This window comes from Streptomyces sp. NPDC019443, from assembly GCF_044389785.1.
GTDB lineage: Bacteria > Actinomycetota > Actinomycetes > Streptomycetales > Streptomycetaceae > Streptomyces.
Genome location: NZ_JBIRYJ010000009.1, coordinates 297,665 through 319,875 on the forward strand (window position 1 = coordinate 297,665; position 22,211 = coordinate 319,875).

Genomic DNA, 22,211 nt, shown 5'->3' on the forward strand with positions numbered 1-22,211 from the left:
TGACCGAATCATGAAGATCATCCTCACCCACGAGGTCACTGGCCTCGGTGCCGCCGGCGACGTCGTTGACGTCAAGGACGGTTACGCTCGCAACTACCTGGTCCCGCGTGGTTTCGCGATCCGCTGGACCAAGGGTGGCGAGAAGGACGTGGCGCAGATCCGCCGCGCCCGCAAGATCCACGAGATCGCGACCATCGAGCAGGCCAACGAGGTCAAGGCCAAGCTCGAGGCCGTAAAGGTGCGTCTGGCTGTTCGCTCCGGCGACGCCGGCCGCCTCTTCGGCTCCGTCACCCCGGCCGACATCGCCTCGGCGATCAAGGCTGCCGGTGGTCCGGAGGTCGACAAGCGTCGCGTTGAGCTCGGTTCGCCGATCAAGACCCTGGGCTCGCACCAGGTGTCTGTGCGTCTGCACCCCGAGGTTGCCGCGAAGCTCGGCGTCGAGGTCGTCGCCGCCTGAGCGTGGCTCTCGACTGAGCAGCTCTGAGCAGTACGAAGGGCCGCACCCGTCGGGTGCGGCCCTTTCGCTTTGCCGTCCGGCTCTGCCCTGTTTCACGTGAAACATCGATGCTGAACATCGAACTGGGGTCAGCGCGTGGCGCCGGTGACGAGCCAGCGGCCGGAGCGCATACGGAGCCAGAGCGTCAGCATGCGGACCGTCATCATCAGCGTCATGGCCCACCACAGAGCCGTCAGTCCGCCGCCGAAGGTGGGGACGAGCAGAGCGACGGGTGCGAAGACCGCCAGCGTCACGAGCATCGCTCCGGCGAGGTAGGTGCCGTCACCAGCTCCCATCAGTACGCCGTCGAGTACGAAGACCACGCCCGCGATCGGCTGGGAGACGGCGACCACCAGCAGGGCGGGGAGCAGCGTGTCGTGCACGGCCGAGTCGCTGGTGAACAGCGGGATGAAGAGCTGCCGCGAGGCCACGATCAGGATGCCGAGCACCACGCCGGAGGCAATGCCCCACTGCACCATGCGGCGGCAGGCCTGGCGGGCTCCCTCGGCGTCATCGGCACCGAGATAGCGGCCGATGATCGCCTGCCCGGCGATGGCGATCGCGTCGAGCGCGAAGGCCATCAGGCTCCAGAGGGAGAGGACGATCTGGTGGGCAGCGATATCGGTGTCGCCAAGGCGGGCGGCGACGGCTGTGGCGATCAACAGGACGGCGCGTAGCGAGAGCGTACGCACCAAGAGGGGGGCGCCGGCCTGTGCGCTGGCTCGAATGCCCGCGGCGTCGGGGCGCAGAGAGGCGCCGTGGCGCCGTGCTCCCCGAACGACGACGACCAGATAGGCGGCGGCCATGGCGACCTGGGCGATGACGGTGCCCCAGGCGGAGCCCGCGATGCCGAGGCTGGCGCCGTAGACGAGCCCCGCGTTGAGCCCGGCGTTGGCGGCGAAGCCGCCGATGGCGACGTACAGCGGGGTCCGGGTGTCCTGGAGGCCACGGAGTACTCCGGTCGCGGCGAGCACGATCAGCATCGCCGGTATGCCGAGGCTGGAGATCCGTAGATAGGTGGTGGCGTACGGAGCGGCGGTGTCGGACGCTCCGAATGCCCCGACAAGCCAGGGTGCCGTGGGCAGGGTGACGGCGATGATGGCGACGCCGAGGAGCAACGCGAGCCAGATGCCGTCCATCCCCTGGCGGATGGCTGCCGCGAGATCACCCGCGCCGACGCGTCGAGCGACGGCGGCAGTGGTGGCGTAGGCGAGGAAAACGAAGATGCTTACGGCGGTCGTCAGCAGGGCGGCTGCGACTGCCAGTCCGGCGAGCTGCGGGGTGCCGAGATGGCCGACGATGGCGCTGTCGACCATCACGAAGAGTGGCTCGGCGACGAGGGCGCCGAAGGCGGGGACGGCGAGCGCGACGATCTCTCGATCGTGGCGTCGTCGGACGGCCTTCGGCGCCGCGGGTGCCTGTGTCATGGCAGCAATCTAGTCTTCCACAGGTAAGAGATGCAATGTCATTGCAGTCCTTACCGATCCACCAGTTGCACGTTCTGCTGTGCGCCCTTTGTTCTGATCTTGGTCCAGTTGGGAAAGTTTTTCTCCCCCACAGCCGGTGGACGGAAAGAGTCCAGGTCAGATGCCATGCGGTGGGGTGGCCATGAACTTGTCCACAGTGCTGTCCCCCGGTCCGTGCACAGGTTCTGCGGGGTTCTCCACAGCATCTGGTCGGTCGTCCACATGGCCTGTGGATAACCAGATTGGCTGACGGTGCCGACGGGCCTACCGTGGACCGTCGCCCGACCCGCCGGAAGCGGAGTCTGGCCGTTCGTTTTGTCAGTGCTGTGCCGTAGAAAAAGGGTGGCACGGCTAGGTCCGCGGAGCGGACGGGAGGAGGTGGCCCGGGTGAGCATTTCCGAGCCTTTGGACGACCCCTGGGCGGCCGAGGGCGCCCCCGGTGACCGTCTGCCCGTCTCCCGCCAGCGCCGCAACGACGGCCGTGGTGGCCGCGAGGACCAGCACGAGCGCGGCAGGGACAACGGAGGCTGGGACGGTGGCTCCCCCGGCTTCGAGCGCGTACCTCCGCAGGACCTGGACGCCGAGCAGTCCGTCCTCGGCGGCATGCTCCTCTCCAAGGACGCCATCGCCGACGTCGTGGAGATCATCAAGGGCCATGACTTCTACCGGCCCGCCCACGAGACCGTCTATACGGCGATCCTCGACCTCTATGCCAAAGGCGAGCCGGCCGACCCCATCACCGTTGCCGCCGAGCTGGTCAAGCGGGGCGAGATCACCCGGGTCGGCGGGGCGCCGTACCTCCACACCCTGGTCCAGTCGGTCCCCACCGCGGCCAACGCCTCGTACTACGCGGAAATCGTCCATGAGCGCGCCGTGCTGCGCCGCCTCGTGGAGGCCGGCACCAAGATCACGCAGATGGGATACGCCGCCGACGGCGACGTGGACGAGATCGTCAACTCAGCCCAGGCCGAGATCTATGCCGTCACCGAGCAGCGCACCAGTGAGGACTATCTGCCGCTGGGCGACATCATGGAGGGCGCGCTCGACGAGATCGAGGCGATCGGGTCGCGCAGTGGCGAGATGACCGGTGTGCCGACCGGGTTCACGGACTTCGACTCGCTCACCAATGGCCTGCACCCGGGCCAGATGATCGTCATCGCGGCCCGACCCGCGATGGGTAAGTCCACCCTTGCGCTGGACTTCGCCCGGGCCTGCTCGATCAAGAACAACCTGCCGAGCGTGATCTTCTCCCTCGAAATGGGCCGCAACGAGATCGCGATGCGCCTGCTGTCCGCCGAGGCGCGGGTGGCGCTGCACCATATGCGCTCGGGGACGATGACGGACGAGGACTGGACCCGGCTGGCCCGCCGTATGCCGGATGTGTCGCAGGCCCCGCTCTATATCGACGACTCCCCGAACCTGTCGATGATGGAGATCCGGGCGAAGTGCCGGCGGCTGAAGCAGCGCAACGACCTGAAGCTGGTCGTCATCGACTATCTGCAGCTGATGCAGTCCGGCGGTTCGAAGCGCGCCGAGAGCCGCCAGCAGGAGGTCTCGGACATGTCCCGAAACCTCAAGCTGCTGGCCAAGGAGCTGGAGCTCCCAGTGATCGCGCTCTCCCAGCTGAACCGTGGTCCCGAGCAACGTACGGACAAGAAACCGATGGTCTCCGACCTGCGTGAATCCGGCTCCATCGAGCAGGACGCGGACATGGTCATCCTGCTGCACCGCGAGGATGCGTATGAGAAGGAGTCGCCGCGCGCGGGCGAGGCGGACCTGATCGTGGCCAAGCACCGAAACGGTCCGACGGCGACGATCACGGTCGCCTTCCAGGGCCACTACTCCCGCTTTGTGGACATGGCGCAGACCTGATCAGGCGGTTCGAATTGAGACCTGTAGGGCCTCAAATCTCGCTGCACAGTCTCAGAGCTGGCTGCCATATCAGCAGCATCTATGTCGCTACCGTGAGCTCGCAGCTCAGAGTGCTAACCCTTTCGGGTGACGGTCAAAGAGACACGCACCGTTTGGAGTCCGGCACTGGATCCTCGGCTACGCGGGCAATTCACCGCGGGCTGGGGTGCACAGTGGCGATATTGAAGCAACTGTCAGCGTTCGTCGCCGATGCGGTCAGACGGTTGAAGACGGAGCTTGGAGTACAGAGGCTGCCAAGTTCTTGGCTTCGGCCACGCCGTGGCGGACGTTCCGCTGGTACAAGGCCAGAAACACTACTCCGGCACCTACTGGTCCGCGAGGAAGCGCGACCACGTGATCTACGAGTCTCGCCTAGAGCTATCGCGGTGACTCTTCGCCGACTTCGATGCCTCCGTACAGAGCATCACGGCACCGAGAAGACAACCTAGACCCCGGCCTCCTACGGAAGGCCCTCACCAGCCCCTATGCCTGGCAACGCGTCGAACGTTTCCTGGCTGCCTCCGCCTGTCCCACGATCGGTGAGGCCGCACGGGCCCTCGGCATCAACCAGCCGACGTTGGTGATCCAGATCAACCGGCTGGAAAGGGACCTGGGACAGCCTCTGCTTGAGCGCGCCGAACGCGGCAGAGCCATGAAGCTGACCGCCTCCGGTAAGGAGGTCGCCGCCGCAGCCGGGAATATCCGGGGACAGGCCAGTGGCAGGGTACTAAAGTCCGAGGCAGGAGAGGGGGACGATGGCGCTGAACAAGAAGGGGTCCCGGCGCATAACCGTTGATGGGCTCGAGTACCGCTGGCGAATCCGCAGGAAGAGCTCCTACATGCAGGGACTCTGCTGGACACCAATGACCTACGCGGTCGAGGTCGCCAACGTCGACCAGCCGGGCACGACCTTGATCGTCACCAGCGGCCAGGCCCATCCCAGTAACCGGTTGGGTGCGGAGGCTGAGCCCATTCGGCCGGCTCACGTCGCTGCGAGCATTCGGGAAGCGCGGAGCCAAGGCTGGGATCCAATGCCGGCCGGTTCTCCGTTCCAGCTCGACCGATCCGCGGGATTCATCCCCCAGCCATGAAACACAGTGGAGAAGCCCGGCGCACCCCGGATGAGCTCCCTCAGAGGCTCCAGACCTGGTTCGACGAGCACGAGGAACGCTTGCGATCGTGCGGAATCACAGGTGGCGTCCAGCGATCTCCCGAGGACGGTCGAACCAAGACCAGCACCTGGGTGACGCTGGAAACGGATGACCATGTCGCCGTGCTCATCGTCTGGAGCAGCGGTGAAGTGGAACTTGAGTGCGGGGACGTGGCAACAGGTCGGGTTCGTCGGCAGCATCGTGGTCTCCGCACCGTCGAGGAGCTTCTCGACGCCATCGAGACCATCCGTGAGTGGATCCAAACGAAAGGCGAGCGGCTCACGGAAGGGTGACCTGATCGGCCGAGTTGCGGAGCCTCTGCGGTTTCGAATTGCGAGCCGATGTTGTTCCACATGAAAGCGTCCCGCCAGTCACCCCTGCCGGCGCGGTGCTCTATGCCATGAGCTGCGAGATCCTACAAGACCCGTACGCGGGGGACATCAGCTCGTAGAGGGGCACAGCGGGTGATCGGGTCCGGCCGTTGTCGGGGGTGACTGGGTCGTTTCCGTACGGGATGGCGGCGGCCCGGAGGCGGGCGAGGACCGCGTCGAAAGTGGCCGGGTCGACGTCGAAGGCGAGATGGCTGCCGGGGGGCTCGGGCACGGTCAGGAAGTCCAGGGTGAGGGACTCGTTCACCCGCACGGGAGCGAAGTGCCGGTCGGGGTCGGTGTATTCGAGGCCCATCACGGTGGCGAAGAAGCGTGCGGCCCGCTCTCCTTCAGCCCGCCGCATAATGAACTCGACCGAGGCGGGATGGCACCGATAGACCTGCCTTATGACCTCACCTTTTGATGAGCTTCTCCCGGCCACGCAGCGCGCCCTACTGCATCGCATTGCGGTCGCCCAGTCCGAAGGGCGCGCACCCTCGTTCGTCGCCGGAGTGGAGCGCGACGGGCAGCTGGTCTGGACGGGCTCCCGCAGCTCGGTCGACGGGCATGGGCCGGACGCCGACACCCAGTACCGCATCGGCTCGATCACCAAGACCTTCACGGCCGTCCTGGTCCTGAGGCTCCGCGACGAGGGTCTGCTCGATCTGAACGAGCCCCTGGAGAAGCACCTTCCTGGCACGGGCGTGGGGGATGTGACCATCGCACAGCTCCTCGGCCACAGCGCCGGACTGAGCGCGGAAGCTCCGGCGCCCTGGTGGGAGCGGACGCCGGGCTCGCTCCGCCCCGAACTCGCCGATGTCCTCGGTGACCAGTCGCGGATGCATCCCACCGGCCGCCGTCACCACTACTCCAACCCCGGCTATACGCTGCTCGGTTCGCTGGTCGAGGCGGTACGCGGGGCGTCCTGGGAGGACGTGCTGCGCCGCGAGATCCTTGAACCGCTCGCCCTGCACCGTACGAGCGCGCAGCCCCAAGCTCCGCATGCCGGTGGCTGGGCGGTGCATCCCTGGGCCGATGTGATGCTGCCCGAGCCCTCCGAGGACCTCGGTCTGATGGCCCCGGCCGGACAGCTCTGGTCGACGGTGGCCGACCTCTGCCGCTTCGCCACGTTCCTTGCCGAGGGCGACGAGGGCGTGCTGAGCGCTGCGTCCGTGCGGGAGATGCGTACGCCCTCCGTGCCGCCAGAGGCCGGGGAGTGGGACAGCGCCTACGGCCTGGGGGTGCAGATCGTACGGAAGGACGGCCGCACCCTCGCGGGGCACACGGGCTCGCTGCCCGGCTTCGTCGCGGGTCTCTGGGTGAGTGTGGACGATGGAGTGGCAGCCGTCGCGCTCGCCAATGCCACCTCGGGGCCGCTCACGGGGGTCGTCGCCGCCGATCTCGTACGGATCGTGGCCGAGGCTGAGCCGCCCATCCCCGAGCCCTGGAGGCCGCTGCCGGAGGTCGACCAGGAGCTCCTGGAGCTGACGGGGCCCTGGTACTGGGGGACGTCCCCCTTCGTTCTGCGCCTTGACGCAGACCGCGGCGTGGAGCTGCAGCCGCTCCGAGGGAACGGCCGCGGGTCGCGCTTCGTAGCGGAGGCGGACGGGACCTGGACCGGTCTCGATGGCTACTACGCCGGGGAGACACTGCGCGTGGTGCCTCGGGAGGACGGCTCGGTGAGCCATCTCGACCTGGGGTCATTCGTCTTCACCCGTGAGCCGTACGAGCCGGGGGCACCGGTTCCGGGAGGTGTGGACAAGGAAGGCTGGCGCGGACTCCAGACGTGAAACGCAGGTGATGTTTCACGTGAAACGGGCGCGGCGTCGGTGGCGTGCAGGGCGACCACCGCATCGGCGGCCGCCACCGGCGAGTCCGCACGTACCGACGGGGCCAGCAGATGGCGGCGGACGAGCCGGGTGCGGCGCTGCTCGTCACTGATCCGGTGCACCCTGAACTCCCTTGGTCAGAGCTGGAGTTTGAAACCCACATGGGATGGCTCGAAGCCGAGCCGCTCGTAGAAGCGGCGGGCGTCGGTGCGGGAGGCATCCGAGGTCAACTGCACCAACTGGCAGTCGTGGCGGCGGGATTCGTCGATGGCCCATTCGATGAGCCGGGTGCCCAGACCGCTGCCGCGCTCCTCGGTGTGGATACGTACACCTTCGATGATCGAGCGGGTCGAGCCGCGCCGCGACAGCCCGGGGATGATTGTGAGCTGGAGAGTCCCAACGACGCGGTCCTCGCGTACGGCGACGGCCTGGATCTGGTTCGGGTCCCGGGACAGCCGCTCGAAGGCGGCGGTGTACGGGGTGAGGTCATCGGGCGATTCACGCCTGGCGCCCAACGGGTCGTCGGCGAGCATCGCCACGATCGCCGGAATGTCGTCGATTTCCGCGGGCCGTATTTCCAGGTCGCTCATGATCGGCAGATTACGCGGGGACCCGCAGTTCCTCGACAGTCCTGACCAGGGGAGCCAACTCGGGGTTCTTGGCGGCCTCGTCGAGGGCTTCGCGCAGCGCCGTGTCATTGGTCGGTCGGGCCTCCGCCAGCAGGGCAAGGCCGGACTCGGTCACGTCGGTGTAGATGCCGCGGCGGTCGGTGTCGCAGAGATAGCGGGTCAGTAGGCCGCGGTCCTCGAGGCGCGTGACGAGGCGGGTGGTGGCGCTCTGGCTCAGCATGACTGCATCGGCCACCTGCTTCATCTGCAGATGGCCGCCCGGCCCGTTGTGCTGGCGGCTGAGGACGTCGAGGAGTGAGTACTCGCGCATGCTCAGGCCGTGCTTGGTCTCGAGTGCGCGCTCGATGTGCGCCTCGATCTTCCCGTGGAGCAGGGAGAGGGCACACCAGCTCTGGGAGAGCGCGGTGAGTGCGGGGTCGGTCGCGGTCATCTGTCCTCCTCCTGCCGGAGCGGCTTCTCTCCAGGATAGACGACTAATGCAATATCCCGCGCTTGCAATTATCCCGCTCCCATTCAACGCTCCCACTCAAAGGCGACTAGCCTGCCGCGACCGACAGCGGGGCGAAGCGGCGGGTCCAGTCGCCCGGGAGATCCGGGATGCCATAGGTCATCACCGCATTGAAGGCGATCGTCTTCAGGCCGTGTCCCTTCACCCAGGCCAGCAGCTCCTCGTGCCGTACGTCGATGTCCGTACGGAGCGGCCTGCCGGTCCCGGCCGCCAGGGAGGTGATCAGAGCCTTCGCCGTCCGAGTGTCCCGGGCGATCAGCGGGCCGACGACATGGGTCTCCATGTTCGGCCAGGCCGCCGCGAAGCCCGTCAGGACTCCGTCCTCCTCCGCCACCCGGAACTGGTCGGCGAAGGCCGGCAGTCGCGTGATCATGTGGGTACGGTCCAGGCCGAAGACCTCGGTGTCCAGGCGCAGCACTGCCGGGAGATCATCGGCGGTCGTCGGGCGGGTGGTCACCCCCGCCTCGGCAGCCGGGACTTGGAGATGACCACGGACCATCTCGGCCCGGCCGACGTTGACGAAGCCCAGCTCCTCGTAGAGCGGCTGCCCGTACGGGGTGGCATGCAGCGTGACCGGGGTGTCCCCGGCCTCCGCCAGCGCGTGCTTCATCAGTCGGCGGCCGACGCCCTGGCGGGCGTACCGCTCGGCGACGAGCATCATCCCGATCGCGGCGAGCCCGCGTTCGTACGACGTCACTACACAGGCGGTCACCAGCCCCTTGCCCCCAGGGTCATCGATGCCGTACCCCGTCCCTGCCGCAAGAAGCAGGCCCCATTTGTGCTCCTCGCGCGGCCACCCCCGGTCCGCGGAGAGATCGGCGCAGGACACGAGGTCGTCCGTGGTCAGACGGCGGATGGGCAGCTCGGAGAGCGGTGTCGACATACGGGTCAGGCTGTCGGACGCAGTGATCGTTCGTCCAGTGCTTTCCGAGAAGTGGCCAAGGGGCGCAACCGCCGGCCGTGTCGCGTGAGACCCCATGGCTTGAGGACGGAGATGACCGTCATGAAGAGGTACGCCGAGAAGGAAACGACCGGTCCCATCACCAGGTCGAGGGGGTCTGCCAGAGGGGTGCCCGCTGCGACGGTGTCAACTACGTCATTGACAGCCGGACGCAGTGCAAAGATCGATGCGGTGAGGGTGATGAGAGTCAGCCAGAACTTTGTATAGACCCAGCGGTGCCTGGCAAGGCCCCACTTGGTGCCGAGCGACAGAAAGAGACCGCTGAGCAGAGTCGCCAGCCCGATGGGAATCACCAGCCAGTCCGTGAAGACCTTCATCGAGCGGCAGGCAGCCTCGATCATGGGTGCGGCTTCCGTGCCGACTGCGGTGAGGGCAAGCGCGAGCAGGCCGAGCGTGAGCCCGAGCCAGCCGGCGGACGCGGCGACATGGACGACGAGGAGGGCCCGGCGAGCGGGCCGCTTGAGTGGTTTCACGTGAAACACCGTGCCGGGCGGGGGCGCCGCACCGCGTCTGACGACGGGAGTAACTGCGGGTACTAACCTCGGCGTACATGGCGTACAGGGAGAGAACGCGCAGGCTGCATATCTTCGATCTCGACGGCACGCTGATCCGTGGATCGGCGGCGCCGGTGGAGATATCGCGGCAGCTGGGGCTGCTGGAAGAGATCGGCGAGCTGGAGCGTGACATGATCGCCCGTCGAATAGGTCCGCCGGAATATGCGGTGCGGGTGCACGCTCTCTGGAGCGACCTCACCGACGCGCATGTTGCGGCGGCCTTCGAGTCAGCGCCCTGGCTCGACGGCATCCAAGAGGTATGGCGGGAGATCCGCGAAGGCGGCGACTACTGCGCAGTAATTTCCCTCTCGCCGTCCTTCTTCGTTGAGCGGCTGCTGGGCTGGGGAGCCCATGCGGCGCACGGCTCACGCTTTCCCGAGTTGCCCTTCACTCAGCCCGTGGACCCATCGGGCATTCTCAGCGCGGCCGCGAAAGTGAAGATCGCGGACGAGCTCTGTGCAGAGTTGGGGGTTGGTCTGGACGCTTGTGTTGCATACGGTGATTCCATGTCCGACGCGGAGATCTTCACGGTAGTGCCCACAACGGTGGCGATGAATGCCGATCAGCATCTGTCAGGTCTGGCCACACACACTTATACGGGGGGCGATCTGCGCGAGGCCTATGAACTGGTGCGATTCCGCAGGTAGTTCAGGAGCCCGGGGGCGGTCCGGGAGTTCCGGACATGGACATGGGGGCACCGGAGCCTAACGGGAATGCCGGTTCGGATGCCCGGACTTTCCACTCTTTGTCACCTCCGGTGGTGCTGCCTGGCATGCTGCGACGACGGGCGCTGCGGGCAATGTCACATTCCGGGCCCAGTCGTCCCGATTCAGCTTGCGGTCATGGTTAGTGTGGGCTGGCAGTAGTCCTGAGGCAGAGCGGGGAATTGAGGCACGTTCCGAGCCAGCGGAAGTGCGTGGACCGACCGAAAGATGTTCGAGGCGAGGCACACAATGGACGCTCCGACCACCACGTCGGCCGACAACGGCACTTCCGGGGACAACAACGGGGGCGGATGGTTCACCCCTCGTAAGCCGCCGGGCCAGGGTCGGCCCGCCCCCGGTGAGGGGGCTTCCACAGGTGACGCAGATCAGGAACGAATAGCTGCCCCGAGGCGGTCAGTCGCCTCCATACGCCCGGTGGGCTCCGGTACGTCTCGGCCCGCCCCGCCGCCGGTCGGGGATGCGAGGGAGCCCGCGGCTCCCACGGACGAGACCCCGCTGGACGAGGCCCCAGCCGACGACCTGCCGGCCGAGCACGCGCCCGCCGAGCACCACCCGGCCGAGCGGGTGCAGGATCAGCGCCGTCGGTCTCAGGGACCCTACGAAGGGCACACGACCTACGAGAGCGCCGGTCGCCGTGAGGAGCCCGGCGGCCGCGAGAGTCACGAGGCCGCTCCTGGGGTACCGAGCCCTCGCGAAGCCGCTCACCTCAGCGAAGCCCCCTACCCCCGCAAGGCCGCTCACCGCAGCGAAGGCGCTCACCCCAGCGAAGGCGCTCACCTCCGCGAAGCGCCTTGGCCCCGTGAGGCGACTGGGCACCGCGAGTCGGCAGGACGACTCCATCTGGCGGGCCAGCCGCACGAAGCCGCAAATCCGCACGAAGCCGTAAAGCGTCCCGAACCCGCGGCCGGACCCCGCGAAGCCCTCGGGGCTCGCGAAACTCCGGCCCACCACGGCCCTCCCGGAGAGCACCAGGCCCACCACCCGCAGCCCGCCGCCCCCGCGGACGACGCGTCCCCCGACGCCATCCTCATCCGCCGCACCATGGCGGAGATCGCGCCGGTCGCGGACAAGGTCACCTCGTACTTCTATGCCTTGCTCTTCGTCCGCCACCCCGAGCTGCGGGGCCTCTTCCCCGCTGCCATGGACTCCCAGCGCGACCGGCTCCTCAAGGCGCTGCTCACCGCCGCCGAGCACATGGACAACGCGGCCGTGCTGACCGACTATCTGCAGCACCTGGGTCGCGGCCACCGCAAATACGGCACCCAGCCGGCGCATTACCCTGCCGTCGGCGAGGCCCTGCTCGGCGCGCTGACCCGGTACGCCACGACGACCTGGGACGAGGAGACCGAGGCCGCCTGGGTGCGGACGTACACCACGATCTCCCAGATCATGATCGACGCGGCGGCCGAGAACGAGCGGGAGGCGCCCGCCTGGTGGCATGCCGAGGTGGTCTCGCACGACCTCCGGACCCCGGACATAGCGATCATCACCGTCCGCCCGGACCAGCCGTACGCCTTCCTGGCCGGGCAGTACACGAGCCTGGAGACGCCCTGGTGGCCGCGGATCTGGCGGCACTACTCCTTCGCCGGCGCACCCCGTACCGACGGTCTGCTCTCCTTCCATGTCAAGGCGGTGCCGGCCGGCTGGGTCTCCAACGCCCTGGTCCACCACGCCCGCCCCGGCGATGTGCTGCGCCTCGGACCGCCCGCCGGCTCGATGACCGTCGACCACACCACCGACAACGGCTTGCTCTGTCTGGGCGGCGGGACCGGCATCGCCCCCATCAAGGCACTGGTCGAGGATGTCGCCGAGCACGGTGAGCGGCGCCCGGTGGAGGTCTTCTACGGGGCGCGCACCGATTACGACCTGTACGACATCGACACCATGCTGCGGCTCCAGCAGACCCACCCGTGGCTCTCGGTCCGCCCGGTGGTGGACGACCGGGCGCAGTTCCCGGACGCCGTGCGCGAGTTCGGCCCGTGGTACGAGTACGACGCCTACCTCTCCGGCCCGCCAGGCATGATCCGCAGCGGCGTCAACGCGCTGCGGGGCCTCGGCATCCCGTTCGACCGGATCCGCCACGACTCGCTCGAAGAACTCGTCGCGGCAGGCGACTAGGACGCGAGAGCGAAAGACGAGTCAGCCCAGGTCAGGGGCGTGCATCGCCCGAACGCCTTCGATATTGCCGTCCAGGTAGTGCCGCAGCGACAGCGGTACGAGATGGACGGCTGCGATCCCGACCCGGCTGAACGGCACCCGTACGATCTCGTACTCCCCGCAGGGCTCGTCGATCTCCGGGCCATGCCGTCGCGCGGGGTCCATGGACTCCAGTCGGCAGACGAAGAAGTGCTGGACCTTCACCCCCGTCACACCGCCGTCCGCGATGTGTTCGACGGTGTCGACGAAGCAGGGCACCACATCAGTGATCTTGGCGCCGAGCTCCTCGTCCACCTCCCGGTGGAGCGCGTCGACGACGGTGGAGTCCTCGGGCTCGACCCCGCCGCCGGGCGTGAGCCAGTAGGGATCCACGCCGGGTTTGGTGCGCTTGATGAGGACGAGGTCGTCGCCGTCGAGCAGGATGGCGCGTGCGGTGCGCTTGACCACTGGCCGTTCGGTCATGGCTAGAAAATGGCCCGCGACGGAGCTTCTGAAACTCCTGGCCGCCGGGCGGTCACCATTCGACGGCGGCGCGCAGCAGCCACTCGTGCGCCCGCGCGATGTGTGGCAGGGCGAGTGTGCCGGTGCGTACGACGAGAAAGTAGGTACGCAGCGGAGGCACCGGAGGATCGAGGAGCGCCACCACCCGTCCGTTCTGAAGAGCCTCCTCGCACAGATAGCGCGGCAGTACGGCGAGCCCCGCGCCAGAGGCCGCGGTCTCCAGGACGGCCCGCAGGTCGGGGGCTATGACGGCGCCAGCGGCGGCCGGCCGGGAGTCGAAGACGGCGGACCAGTAGCGCGAGACCAGTGGCAGGGACTCGTGGACCTCCACCACGGGCAGCTGCTCGAGCACCACATGGCCGGCGCGCAGCACTCCGGGCCCCAGCCGGGCCGCCCAGCGCGGGGAGGCGACCAGCACGTGCTCCTCGTCACAGAGCGGGGTCGCCGTGAGCAGTGAGCCGCGCGGCCGGGCCGTGGTGATGGCCAGATCGTGATGCCCGGCGGCCAGCCCCTCCAGCGTCTCCTCGGCGGTCCCGAACGAGGCCCGCAGCGCGAGCCCCTGCGAGATCAGCGGGGTGAGGGCGGGCAGGGCGCGCAGCGAGGTGAACTCCGGGGGACCGGCGAGATGCAGGGTCCGTACGCCCGACTCCTCGTCGAGGCCGCTCTCGGTGATCTCCACCAGGGCGTCCAGATGCGGCGCTGCCCGGTGCGCGAGCTCGTCGCCGATGGTTGTGGGGGTCACGCCGCGGGCCTGGCGCAGGAACAGTGGCCGCCCCAACTGTCGCTCCAGCGTGCGGATCTGACCGGTCACCGCGGGCTGGGAGAGACCGAGGAGCGCGGCGGCGCGGGTGAAGGAGCCGGCCCGGTGCACCGTGACGAATGTGCGCAGCAGGGCCAGATCCATGCCATCCCCTCTCGACCGACGATGCCCGCGGACTCGGACAACTATAAATATGTCGATAGGTCGCTGTCGCTACAGTGATTGGACACTGACGCAGAGTCAACTAGCCTTGGTCACACGGTTCTTCGTGTGGGGAACCGAGGGCGGTCCGAGCCATGAGGGGGGAGGCTCGGGCCGCCCGTTGTACGTAACCGGGCTCAGCGTCCGACGTACCCCGGCGTACGCCCCCGTCCACCGCGCAGCCTCGCTCCGCGCCCCGGCTCGCACCTCCCGACGGCCGGAAAGCGCCCAACCCGCGCGCCCCCAGCGAACGGCGCTACCGCGCCGCCTCGTCCAGCGCCCGCAGCACATCCGCCACCAGGTCCTCCGCGTCCTCCACGCCCGCCGAGAAGCGGATGAAACCCTCCGGCACCGCGTCGCCGCCCCAGCGACCGCGCCGTTCCGCCGTGGAGCGCACCCCTCCGAAGCTCGTCGCGTCGTCCACCAGTCGCAGGCCCTCCAGGAAGCGCTCCGCGTGCCCGCGATCGGGCAGCACGAACGAGACCACGCAGCCGAAGCGCCGCATCTGCTGTGAAGCGATCTTGTACGAGGGGTCGCTCGGCAGCCCGGGGTAGCGCAGCCCTGTCACTTCGTCGCGACCGCCCAGTGCCTCAGCGAGCGCCAGCGCATTGGCGCACTGCCGCTCGATCCGGAGCTGCAGCGTGGCCAGCGAACGGTGCGCGAGCCATGCCTCCATCGGCCCCGGAATCGCCCCGACGACCTTGCGCCAGCGCCGTACTCCGGCCGCCAACTGAGGATCACGGCAGGTCACATGGCCGAGCAGGATGTCGCCGTGGCCCGTCATGCCCTTGGTGTCGCTGGCCACGGAGAAGTCCGCGCCCAGGTGCAGCGGGCGCTGCCCGAGCGGCGTCGCGAGGGTGTTGTCGACCGCGACCAGCGCGCCGGCCGCGTGCGCGGCCTCCGTCAGCCGCCGCACGTCGCACACATCGAGCCCCGGATTGGACGGAGTCTCGATCCAGAGCAGTTGCGCCCCGTCCAGGACGGAAAGCTGTGCGTCGTCGCCGGTCGGGGCGGTCCTGACCTCGACGCCGTACGCCTCGAGCCGTTCGCGTACGAGCGGTAGCGCCTGATAGCCGTCATTCGGCAGCACCACCGTGTCCCCGGCCTTCAGCTGGGAGAAGAGCACGGCTGAGATCGCCGCCATCCCCGAGGCGAAGGTCACGGTCTCGGCGGGTTCCCCCGGCGTCTCCAGTTCGCCGATCGCCCGCTCCAGATGAGTCCAGGTCGGATTCTCGTCCCGCCCGTAGGTGTACGGCCCGGCGGGCTCGCCCGGCAGATGGAAGTAGGCAGCGAAGACCGGTCCCGGCAGGGTCGGTTCGTACTTCACCGGCACGGGCAGCCCCGCGCGTACCGCCCGGGTTCCTTCCCCTGCCTCCGCCGGGACACCGTTTCCTTCGCTCATGCCGCACGCTCCTCGACTGCCGTCCGTACCGCGTCGAGCAGACCCTCGCTCGCCGCCTCCACCATCTTCAGGCACTCCCGAAGCCGCAGACGCGATACCCAGACCTCACGCGGCGTTCAGTCCTTGTCGGGCAGGGCGACATTCATTGCCCACGAAACGACCGAGATGATCAGCCCGCCGAGCACGGCGGTCCAGAAGCCCTCGACATGGAAGTTCAGATCGACCGCGTCGGCCAGCCAGGAGGTCAGCAGCAGCATGAGGGCATTGATGACCAGCGTGATCAGCCCCAGGGTGAGGATGAACAGCGGTAGCGTGAGCAGCTTCACGACGGGCTTGACGAGGAAGTTGACCAGCCCGAAGAGCAGCGCCACCAGGATCAGGGTCAGCGCCTTCTTGCCGGTGCTGTCACCGGTCAGGGTTATGTCCTGCAGCACCCAGATGGCCACGGCCAGGGCTGCGGCGTTGGCGATCGTCTTGACTACGAAATTCTTCATGTGTCTGATCGTGGCAGACGTGATCGGACCAAGGGCAGGGGCGGGCGGACGATGAAGGCATTCCGACTGGACGAGCTGGAGGCGGAGCGCGCCGCCAATGACGGCGCGTATCTGCAGTTCCTTCGCGAACGGAATATGTCGGTCGGGCTGTACGCACTGGACGCCGGCGAGCTGGACCCGCAGCTGCCCCACCGCCAGGACGAGGTCTACTTCGTCGTCAGCGGCCGCGCCGCCATCACGGTGGGGATGGAGACGACGCAGGTAGGACGCGGCAGCGTGGTCTACGTCCCGGCCGGAGTGGCCCACAAGTTCCATCACATCACCGAGGATCTGCGGGTGATGGTGGTCTTCTCTCCCCCTGAGAGCTGACCGGAAGCACCGCCGATCCCTAGGGGTTCGGTCAGGGGAGATCGAGGGCTCGCGGGCCCCGCACACCACCCCCTCCCGCCTAGCATCGAGGCAGGAACCCAATGAAACGAGGTAAGGACGATGGCTGTGCGGGAAGTATTCGCGGGGATGCCGTGGTGGATCAAGTGGGTCGCGGTGCCCGTCATCGCCCTTGTCGTATTCGGAGGACTGATCACGAGCGTCGTCGGCTTTGTGATCGGACTGCTCTTCAAGATCCTTGTCTTCGTCGCCTTGGTCAGTGGACTCGTCTTCGTCGTACGGAAGTTCATGTCGTCATCGAGCTCACGAAGCGACTGGTAGCCCGTGCCCGTCCGGGCGTTAGCCCGGGCGGGGGAACGCCCCGACAAACCCCCACTGCCGCACGGGAACGGCCATTACAGTGACAACCCCGCTGCCGCCCCATGGAAAATCCGCCTTTGGGAAATACGCGCGGCGGGCCGCGGGGGCGGCCCCCGCAAGCGGGCGCGCTGCCCGTCACCATGCCTGGGGGTGACCTTTGGCCACGGCTACGAACGCTCCTGCCCCTACCCTGATCGTTTCGGTGCAACGGGCGATGAGGCTGCTGGAGACCGTGAGTTCCCATCCGGACGGGGCCCCCGCGAAGCAGCTCGCGCGCGAGGCGGGTCTTCCCCTTCCCACCGCGTACCACCTGTTGCGCACCCTGACGCACGAGGACTATCTGCGCCGCGAGAAGGGCGTGTTCATCCTCGGTGACGCGGTCGAGCGGCTCGCGATCGGCGGCGCTCTGCGGAATCGTCGCACCACGCTCGTGGACTCGCTCGCGCACTGGCGGGACGCCATCGGAGTCCCGGTCTACTTCGCGGCCTACCGCGAGGGCGAGATCGAGATCGTCGCCGTCGCCGACACCCCGTATGCGCCCGCCGTCGCCGAGTGGGCCGACTTCCGTGAGACCGGACATGCCCATGCGCTCGGCCAGTGTCTGCTGAGCCAGCTCGACGAGCAGGGCCGCAGCGACCATCTGGACCGCCACCCCGTGCAGCCGGTCACCCCTTGTTCCGTAAGGGACCGGCGCGCGCTGCTGGAGCGGCTCGCGTCGAAGGAGCGGATGCAAACGGTCGTGGAGCGACAGGAGTACGCGCTCGGTACCGTCTGTGCCGCCATTCCGATCACGGCCGGATCCGGTGCCGCCGCGATGGGCATTTCGCTCCCGCTCCACCAGGAAGAACGCTTGTTTGAGGCGGTCGAACAACTACGTAACGCGATCGGAGGACTTCTGGGCTCCATAGCGTTCTCTATCAGTATCTGAAAAATCACTCCTTGTGATCTACAAGTCCTTACAGGACGATTACGTCAAGAGGCCATGGGGATCGTTCCTGGCCGTTTTCAGCTGAGTTCTTCACTGCTTCATCTGCTGCGGGGTACATGATGCGCGAGTCGGTCCAGGCCGAGGTCCTGATGAGTTTCCATGTCTCCGAGGAGCTCTCTTTCCGGATCCCGGTGGAGCTCCGGTACGAGACGGGGGATCCGTACGCGGTGCGGATGACCTTCCATCTTCCCGGCGATGCCCCTGTGACCTGGGCCTTCGGGCGCGAGTTGCTGCTGGACGGCATCAATGCGCCGAGCGGCGACGGTGATGTGCACATCGCTCCGACCGGTCTCCAGGGGCTGTCCGACGTCACCATCCGGCTCCAAGTCGGCGCCGACCGGGCGCTGTTCCGGGTGAGCGGGGCCCCGCTCGTGGCCTTCCTCGACCGCACCGACAAGCTGGTGCCACTGGGGCAGGAGCGTACGCTCGCCGACTTCGAGGACAATCTGGACGTGGCGCTCGGGCGCATTCTCGCCGAGGAGAACGCCGGCTGAGCAGTCGACGCCGCTACTTCTTGCGGCGGCGGCCCCTGCCGCCCCGAACCGGTGATCCACTCCGTGCCGGTGATTCGTCCGCCGCTGCGATTCCCGGCCGGTCGGCGGAGACCACCAGGCTCGCGAGTGCGGTGGTCACCGGTACGGCGGCGACAAGTCCGATCGACCCCACCAGGGTCCGTACGATTTCCACCGCCACCAGCTCGCTGTTGGCCACCGTCCCCACACTGCTCTGCGCGATCGAGAAGAGCAGCAGCAGCGGCAACGCGGCGCCCGCGTAGGCCAGTACGAGAGTGTTGACGACGGAAGCGATGTGGTCCCGGCCGATCCTGATCCCGGCCCGGTAGAGCGCCCGTGGGCCCATGCCCGGGTCCGCCTGACGCAGTTCCCAGACCGCCGAGGTCTGGGTCACCGTCACATCGTCGAGCACGCCGAGCGAGCCGATGATGATGCCGGCCAGCAGCAGACCGCTCATGTCGATGTTCGGATACAGACCGTGAATCAGACCGGTGTTGTCGTCGGTGTTGCCGGTCATGCTCGCCCAGCCGATGAAGAGTGAGCCGAGCAGCCCGGTCAGCAGCAGCGAGATCAGCGTGCCGAGGGCCGCGACCGAGGTGCGGGCGGTGAGGCCGTGGCACAGATAGAGCGAGACCAGCATGATGGCGCTCGCCCCGATCACCGCGACGATCAGCGGATTCGAGCCCTGCAGGATTGCGGGCAGGATGAACAGGGTCAGTACGGCGAACGAGACGGCCAGTGCGATCAGCGCCATCACGCCCTTCATTCGTCCCACCAGCACCACTGCGAGCGCGAAGATCCCGGCCAGCAGCACCATCGGCAGCTCACGGTCCACATCGGTCACGGAGTACTGCAGGTCACGGGGCGCGTCGGGGGCGTACGCCACCACCACGCCCTGCCCCTTGTCCAACTGCCGCGACGCGTCCGGCTGGACGATCTCGGTGAACGTACGGCCCTTGTCCTTGCCGCTGGTGACCTCGATCGTCGCCTTTTCACAGCTGCCTCGCTGGGCATTGACCGCCTCGCGCCCCTCGGGCGTGGAGGTGTCGCCGGTCGGCGGTACCTGCGCGGCGTTCACGTCCTTGCAGTTGACCTTCTCGACCCGCACCACCTTGCCCTGCTCGGTCTGCCGGTCGAAACCGACACCTGTGCGCTCATGCCCGGGCGCACCGCCCGGCCAGAGCACGACAAGGCCCACGACGACCGCGGTGGCGAAAGGAATCAGCACCGCGGCGATGACCTTGCGGAGATGCTGCGAAACAGGCGCGGCGGGCCCATGGCTGTGCGAGTGGCCGCGGGGTTCGGGCGTCTGCGGCGAGGGGGTCGGCGAGTAGGTCACCGACCGATCATCGCAAGAACGAGGGGGGCCCACTGTTCAGCGCGCCAGAAATGACGCTAGCGTGGTGTCACCTTTGCACACGCGGGAGCTCGGAGCACCGGGCTGAGAGGGCGCTGACCTCCGCATTCGCCGACTGGCCGAAGCCAGTACGCCGTTTACGGAAGCCGCTGCGTCGACCGCCGAACCTGTTACCGGGTAATGCCGGCGTAGGGAGTAGGTCTCATGACCGTATCGGATGCACGCACGCCTGCCTCGAATGAGAACGACGAGGGCGGCAAGTCCATCGGCTGGCACAAGGGATACGTCGAGGGCTCGCGCCCCGACCTCCGGGTGCCGGTCCGCCAGGTGCACCTGACCAACGGCAAGGACGTGACGCTGTACGACACGTCCGGCCCATACACCGACCCCACCGTCGAGACCGACGTCCGCCGCGGCCTGCCGCCGCTGCGGGAGAACTGGATCGTCGGCCGCGGCGACACCGAGGAGTACGCGGGCCGCCCGGTCCGCCCCGAGGACGACGGGATCAAGCACACCTCGCCGAGGGGCGGTCTGCGCAACCTCGACGCGGTCTTCCCGGGCCGCCCGCGCCAGCCCCGCCGGGGCCGGGCCGGACAGGCGGTGTCGCAGCTCGCGTACGCCCGCCGTGGCGAGATCACGCCGGAGATGGAGTACGTCGCGATCCGCGAGAACGTCTCGCCCGAGGTGGTGCGCGAGGAGATCGCCGCGGGCCGGGCCGTCCTGCCCGCCAACGTCAACCACCCCGAGATCGAGCCGATGATCATCGGCAAGCGGTTCCTGGTGAAGGTCAACGCCAACATCGGCAACTCCGCTGTCACCTCCTCCATCGAGGAGGAGGTCGAGAAGATGACCTGGGCGACCCGCTGGGGCGCGGACACGGTCATGGACCTCTCCACCGGCCGCAACATCCACACGACCCGCGAATGGGTGCTGCGCAACTCCCCGGTGCCGATCGGCACCGTGCCGCTCTATCAGGCGCTCGAGAAGGTCGACGGCAAGGCCGAGGACCTGACCTGGGAGGTCTACAAGGACACGGTCATCGAGCAGGCCGAGCAGGGTGTCGACTACATGACGGTCCACGCGGGCGTGCTGCTGCGGTATGTGCCGCTGACGGCCCGCCGCAAGACCGGCATCGTCTCGCGCGGCGGCTCGATCATGGCGGCCTGGTGCCTGGCGCACCACAAGGAGTCGTTCCTGTACGAGAACTTCGAGGAGCTCTGCGAGATCCTCGCCTCGTACGACGTGACGTACTCCCTCGGCGACGGTCTGCGGCCCGGCTCGATCGCGGATGCCAACGACGAGGCGCAGTTCGCGGAGTTGCGCACGCTCGGGGAACTCAACTCCATCGCCAAGCGTTTCAATGTGCAGACGATGATCGAAGGACCCGGTCACGTCCCGATGCACAAGATCAAGGAGAACATCGACCTCCAGCAGGAGATCTGCGAAGAGGCCCCCTTCTATACGCTCGGCCCGCTCACCACGGACGTGGCCCCGGCGTATGACCACATCACCTCCGGCATCGGGGCGGCAATGATTGCCTGGTGGGGAACGGCGATGCTCTGCTATGTCACGCCCAAGGAGCACCTGGGCCTGCCCAACCGTGATGACGTGAAGACCGGCGTCATCACCTACAAGATCGCGGCGCATGCGGCAGATCTCGCCAAGGGGCACCCGGGTGCGCAGGAGTGGGACGACGCGCTGTCCGACGCGCGCTTCGAGTTCCGGTGGGAGGACCAGTTCAATCTGGCCCTCGACCCGGACACGGCACGGGAGTTCCACGACGAGACGCTCCCGGCGGAGCCGGCGAAGACCGCGCACTTCTGCTCGATGTGCGGCCCGAAGTTCTGCAGCATGAAGATTAGCCAAAGCATCACAGAGCGGTTCGGCGGGACTGCGGCTGACGGCGCGTCGGCTGAGGAGGTCGCGGAGGGGATGCTCCAGAAGTCGCAGGAGTTCGCCGAGGCGGGGAACCGGGTGTATCTGCCGCTGGCGGACTGAGGCTCACGCGCAGACGGCCCGTGCATCCGTGGTTCTCAGGCCAACTCGGAGGCGCGGGCCCTGCCCGTCTCGCAGACGAGCCGCGTCAGCGTGGTTCTATCTGGCGACCTCACGATGCCCCGGATACCAAACCACCCGCCCTGCCGAGCCGCGCCTGGAGCCGCTCTCGGCCAGACACCGCTGTGCCTTGCCTACGGGGCGCCAACGGGGAGTTCGCCTCGTAGGCACCTCTGGCTGGGTTGGGAGCGTCTGCTCCTGCACAACAGGGAGATAGGCCCCCTCGACCTCGCGCCGTGGTCGCTGATGGTGTCCTCGGGGCCGGTGTGGTCCCCGTGCCCGTCGCGGTCGGCGGGGTTGTACTTCTGGTCACCCAAAGGCGTGCGCCGGTTGATCGCGTGCGACTAAAGCGTGTTGCAGAAGGCCGTGATCTGGGCATTTCCCGTGTATGCGTGGGGTGTTGAGGGCTGAACCGCTGTGGGTGGAGACGTTCACCGGG

25 protein-coding genes and 1 riboswitch are annotated in these 22,211 nt (G+C 67.8%); of the genes, 13 read left to right on the forward strand and 12 right to left on the reverse strand.

The window, feature by feature from the left end:
- Positions 1 to 10: 10 nt before the first annotated feature.
- Positions 11 to 457: a 50S ribosomal protein L9 gene (rplI, locus tag ACH492_RS27105; RefSeq protein WP_307662355.1), complete on the forward strand. Its 447-nt coding sequence runs from the start codon at positions 11 to 13 to the stop codon at positions 455 to 457.
- Between the two features lie 128 nt (positions 458 to 585).
- On the opposite strand, the gene ACH492_RS27110 is transcribed toward rplI, so the two are convergent.
- Positions 586 to 1,923: an MATE family efflux transporter gene (locus ACH492_RS27110; protein ID WP_398990275.1), complete on the reverse strand. Its 1,338-nt coding sequence runs from the start codon at positions 1,921 to 1,923 to the stop codon at positions 586 to 588.
- Positions 1,924 to 2,367: 444 nt separating this feature from the next.
- Between ACH492_RS27110 and dnaB the strand changes: the two genes are divergently transcribed.
- The 4 genes from dnaB to ACH492_RS27130 all read left to right on the forward strand — a co-directional run bounded on the left by dnaB (position 2,368) and on the right by ACH492_RS27130 (position 5,317).
- On the forward strand, positions 2,368 to 3,834 hold the full coding sequence (gene dnaB / locus ACH492_RS27115; RefSeq protein ID WP_398990305.1) for a replicative DNA helicase: 1,467 nt from the start codon (positions 2,368 to 2,370) through the stop codon (positions 3,832 to 3,834).
- 445 nt (positions 3,835 to 4,279) lie between these two features.
- A complete protein-coding gene (locus tag ACH492_RS27120; protein ID WP_398990276.1) occupies positions 4,280 to 4,669 on the forward strand; it encodes a LysR family transcriptional regulator in 390 nt (129 codons plus the stop codon).
- Positions 4,629 to 4,964: a hypothetical protein gene (locus tag ACH492_RS27125; protein WP_398990277.1), complete on the forward strand. Its 336-nt coding sequence runs from the start codon at positions 4,629 to 4,631 to the stop codon at positions 4,962 to 4,964. The genes ACH492_RS27120 and ACH492_RS27125 overlap by 41 nt, the downstream gene beginning before the upstream one ends.
- Positions 4,961 to 5,317, forward strand: a complete 357-nt coding sequence (locus tag ACH492_RS27130) for a hypothetical protein (RefSeq protein ID WP_398990278.1) — start codon at positions 4,961 to 4,963, stop codon at positions 5,315 to 5,317. The genes ACH492_RS27125 and ACH492_RS27130 overlap by 4 nt, the downstream gene beginning before the upstream one ends.
- A 100-nt stretch (positions 5,318 to 5,417) precedes the next feature.
- Here the strand turns inward: ACH492_RS27130 and ACH492_RS27135 are convergent, their stop codons facing one another.
- Positions 5,418 to 5,756 carry a VOC family protein gene (locus tag ACH492_RS27135; protein ID WP_398990279.1) on the reverse strand — a complete coding sequence of 113 codons (339 nt, stop codon included), beginning with the start codon at positions 5,754 to 5,756 and terminating at the stop codon, positions 5,418 to 5,420.
- Positions 5,757 to 5,799: 43 nt separating this feature from the next.
- On the opposite strand from ACH492_RS27135, the gene ACH492_RS27140 reads away from it, so the two are divergent.
- A complete protein-coding gene (locus tag ACH492_RS27140; RefSeq protein WP_398990280.1) occupies positions 5,800 to 7,182 on the forward strand; it encodes a serine hydrolase domain-containing protein in 1,383 nt (460 codons plus the stop codon).
- Positions 7,183 to 7,358: 176 nt separating this feature from the next.
- Here ACH492_RS27140 and ACH492_RS27145 read toward each other — a convergent pair whose 3' ends face one another.
- The 4 genes from ACH492_RS27145 to ACH492_RS27160 form a co-directional block, all read right to left on the reverse strand.
- On the reverse strand, positions 7,359 to 7,811 hold the full coding sequence (locus ACH492_RS27145) for a GNAT family N-acetyltransferase (protein WP_398990281.1): 453 nt from the start codon (positions 7,809 to 7,811) through the stop codon (positions 7,359 to 7,361).
- Between the two features lie 10 nt (positions 7,812 to 7,821).
- Positions 7,822 to 8,280: a MarR family winged helix-turn-helix transcriptional regulator gene (locus tag ACH492_RS27150; protein ID WP_398990282.1), complete on the reverse strand. Its 459-nt coding sequence runs from the start codon at positions 8,278 to 8,280 to the stop codon at positions 7,822 to 7,824.
- 106 nt (positions 8,281 to 8,386) lie between these two features.
- On the reverse strand, positions 8,387 to 9,241 hold the full coding sequence (locus ACH492_RS27155) for a GNAT family N-acetyltransferase (RefSeq protein WP_398990283.1): 855 nt from the start codon (positions 9,239 to 9,241) through the stop codon (positions 8,387 to 8,389).
- Positions 9,242 to 9,246: 5 nt separating this feature from the next.
- Positions 9,247 to 9,792, reverse strand: coding sequence for a DUF2269 domain-containing protein (locus tag ACH492_RS27160; protein WP_398990284.1), 546 nt, complete (start codon positions 9,790 to 9,792; stop codon positions 9,247 to 9,249).
- Positions 9,793 to 9,869: 77 nt separating this feature from the next.
- Here ACH492_RS27160 and ACH492_RS27165 point away from each other — a divergent pair, with 77 nt between their 5' ends.
- A complete protein-coding gene (locus tag ACH492_RS27165) occupies positions 9,870 to 10,520 on the forward strand; it encodes an HAD family hydrolase (RefSeq protein ID WP_398990285.1) in 651 nt (216 codons plus the stop codon).
- Positions 10,521 to 10,991: 471 nt separating this feature from the next.
- Here the strand turns inward: ACH492_RS27165 and ACH492_RS27170 are convergent, their stop codons facing one another.
- On the reverse strand, positions 10,992 to 11,261 hold the full coding sequence (locus ACH492_RS27170) for a hypothetical protein (protein WP_398990308.1): 270 nt from the start codon (positions 11,259 to 11,261) through the stop codon (positions 10,992 to 10,994).
- Here ACH492_RS27170 and ACH492_RS27175 point away from each other — a divergent pair.
- Positions 11,163 to 12,716, forward strand: coding sequence for a globin domain-containing protein (locus tag ACH492_RS27175; protein ID WP_398990306.1), 1,554 nt, complete (start codon positions 11,163 to 11,165; stop codon positions 12,714 to 12,716). The two genes, ACH492_RS27170 and ACH492_RS27175, sit on opposite strands and share 99 nt — an antisense overlap.
- 21 nt (positions 12,717 to 12,737) lie before the next feature.
- Here ACH492_RS27175 and ACH492_RS27180 read toward each other — a convergent pair whose 3' ends face one another.
- The 4 genes from ACH492_RS27180 to ACH492_RS27195 form a co-directional block, all read right to left on the reverse strand.
- The gene (locus tag ACH492_RS27180; protein WP_398990286.1) at positions 12,738 to 13,217 is read right to left on the reverse strand and encodes an NUDIX domain-containing protein; all 480 of its coding nucleotides are present in this window, start codon (positions 13,215 to 13,217) and stop codon (positions 12,738 to 12,740) included.
- A 52-nt stretch (positions 13,218 to 13,269) separates the two neighbouring features.
- Positions 13,270 to 14,160, reverse strand: a complete 891-nt coding sequence (locus ACH492_RS27185) for a LysR family transcriptional regulator (RefSeq protein ID WP_398990287.1) — start codon at positions 14,158 to 14,160, stop codon at positions 13,270 to 13,272.
- Positions 14,161 to 14,473: 313 nt separating this feature from the next.
- Positions 14,474 to 15,619: a cystathionine gamma-lyase gene (locus ACH492_RS27190; RefSeq protein WP_398990288.1), complete on the reverse strand. Its 1,146-nt coding sequence runs from the start codon at positions 15,617 to 15,619 to the stop codon at positions 14,474 to 14,476.
- 116 nt (positions 15,620 to 15,735) lie between these two features.
- A complete protein-coding gene (locus ACH492_RS27195) occupies positions 15,736 to 16,113 on the reverse strand; it encodes a phage holin family protein (RefSeq protein ID WP_307662368.1) in 378 nt (125 codons plus the stop codon).
- A gap of 51 nt (positions 16,114 to 16,164) precedes the next feature.
- Here ACH492_RS27195 and ACH492_RS27200 point away from each other — a divergent pair, with 51 nt between their 5' ends.
- The 4 genes from ACH492_RS27200 (at position 16,165) to ACH492_RS27215 (ending at position 18,342) form a co-directional block, all read left to right on the forward strand.
- On the forward strand, positions 16,165 to 16,482 hold the full coding sequence (locus ACH492_RS27200; protein WP_108150174.1) for a cupin domain-containing protein: 318 nt from the start codon (positions 16,165 to 16,167) through the stop codon (positions 16,480 to 16,482).
- A gap of 126 nt (positions 16,483 to 16,608) precedes the next feature.
- Positions 16,609 to 16,821: a DUF5326 family protein gene (locus ACH492_RS27205; RefSeq protein WP_356225928.1), complete on the forward strand. Its 213-nt coding sequence runs from the start codon at positions 16,609 to 16,611 to the stop codon at positions 16,819 to 16,821.
- A gap of 196 nt (positions 16,822 to 17,017) precedes the next feature.
- Positions 17,018 to 17,788, forward strand: coding sequence for an IclR family transcriptional regulator (locus ACH492_RS27210; RefSeq protein ID WP_398990289.1), 771 nt, complete (start codon positions 17,018 to 17,020; stop codon positions 17,786 to 17,788).
- A gap of 119 nt (positions 17,789 to 17,907) precedes the next feature.
- Entirely contained in the window at positions 17,908 to 18,342 is a 435-nt protein-coding gene (locus ACH492_RS27215) for an SsgA family sporulation/cell division regulator (RefSeq protein WP_398990307.1), read from the forward strand.
- Between the two features lie 13 nt (positions 18,343 to 18,355).
- On the opposite strand, the gene ACH492_RS27220 is transcribed toward ACH492_RS27215, so the two are convergent.
- Positions 18,356 to 19,699 (reverse strand): YibE/F family protein, encoded by a 1,344-nt coding sequence (locus ACH492_RS27220; protein WP_398990290.1) that lies wholly within the window; start codon positions 19,697 to 19,699, stop codon positions 18,356 to 18,358.
- 71 nt (positions 19,700 to 19,770) lie between these two features.
- Positions 19,771 to 19,929, forward strand: a riboswitch (TPP riboswitch).
- Between ACH492_RS27220 and thiC the strand changes: the two genes are divergently transcribed.
- Entirely contained in the window at positions 19,922 to 21,715 is a 1,794-nt protein-coding gene (gene thiC / locus ACH492_RS27225) for a phosphomethylpyrimidine synthase ThiC (protein ID WP_398990291.1), read from the forward strand. (Overlaps the previous riboswitch by 8 nt.)
- Positions 21,716 to 22,211: the final 496 nt, after the last annotated feature.

Bases quoted from the DNA above. Each gene is read 5' to 3' on its own strand.
- ACH492_RS27120 (WP_398990276.1), top strand. From the start codon at position 4,280: ATGCCTCCGTACAGAGCATCACGGCACCGAGAAGACAACCTAGACCCC.
- ACH492_RS27190 (WP_398990288.1), bottom strand. From the start codon at position 15,619: ATGAGCGAAGGAAACGGTGTCCCGGCGGAGGCAGGGGAAGGAACCCGG.
- ACH492_RS27150 (WP_398990282.1), bottom strand. From the start codon at position 8,280: ATGACCGCGACCGACCCCGCACTCACCGCGCTCTCCCAGAGCTGGTGT.
- ACH492_RS27130 (WP_398990278.1), top strand. From the start codon at position 4,961: ATGAAACACAGTGGAGAAGCCCGGCGCACCCCGGATGAGCTCCCTCAG.
- rplI (WP_307662355.1), top strand. From the start codon at position 11: ATGAAGATCATCCTCACCCACGAGGTCACTGGCCTCGGTGCCGCCGGC.
- ACH492_RS27215 (WP_398990307.1), top strand. From the start codon at position 17,908: ATGCGCGAGTCGGTCCAGGCCGAGGTCCTGATGAGTTTCCATGTCTCC.
- ACH492_RS27110 (WP_398990275.1), bottom strand. From the start codon at position 1,923: ATGACACAGGCACCCGCGGCGCCGAAGGCCGTCCGACGACGCCACGAT.
- ACH492_RS27180 (WP_398990286.1), bottom strand. From the start codon at position 13,217: ATGACCGAACGGCCAGTGGTCAAGCGCACCGCACGCGCCATCCTGCTC.
- ACH492_RS27140 (WP_398990280.1), top strand. From the start codon at position 5,800: ATGACCTCACCTTTTGATGAGCTTCTCCCGGCCACGCAGCGCGCCCTA.
- thiC (WP_398990291.1), top strand. From the start codon at position 19,922: ATGACCGTATCGGATGCACGCACGCCTGCCTCGAATGAGAACGACGAG.
- ACH492_RS27125 (WP_398990277.1), top strand. From the start codon at position 4,629: ATGGCGCTGAACAAGAAGGGGTCCCGGCGCATAACCGTTGATGGGCTC.
- ACH492_RS27145 (WP_398990281.1), bottom strand. From the start codon at position 7,811: ATGAGCGACCTGGAAATACGGCCCGCGGAAATCGACGACATTCCGGCG.
- ACH492_RS27195 (WP_307662368.1), bottom strand. From the start codon at position 16,113: ATGAAGAATTTCGTAGTCAAGACGATCGCCAACGCCGCAGCCCTGGCC.
- ACH492_RS27200 (WP_108150174.1), top strand. From the start codon at position 16,165: ATGAAGGCATTCCGACTGGACGAGCTGGAGGCGGAGCGCGCCGCCAAT.
- ACH492_RS27135 (WP_398990279.1), bottom strand. From the start codon at position 5,756: ATGCGGCGGGCTGAAGGAGAGCGGGCCGCACGCTTCTTCGCCACCGTG.
- ACH492_RS27155 (WP_398990283.1), bottom strand. From the start codon at position 9,241: ATGTCGACACCGCTCTCCGAGCTGCCCATCCGCCGTCTGACCACGGAC.
- ACH492_RS27185 (WP_398990287.1), bottom strand. From the start codon at position 14,160: ATGGATCTGGCCCTGCTGCGCACATTCGTCACGGTGCACCGGGCCGGC.
- ACH492_RS27165 (WP_398990285.1), top strand. From the start codon at position 9,870: ATGGCGTACAGGGAGAGAACGCGCAGGCTGCATATCTTCGATCTCGAC.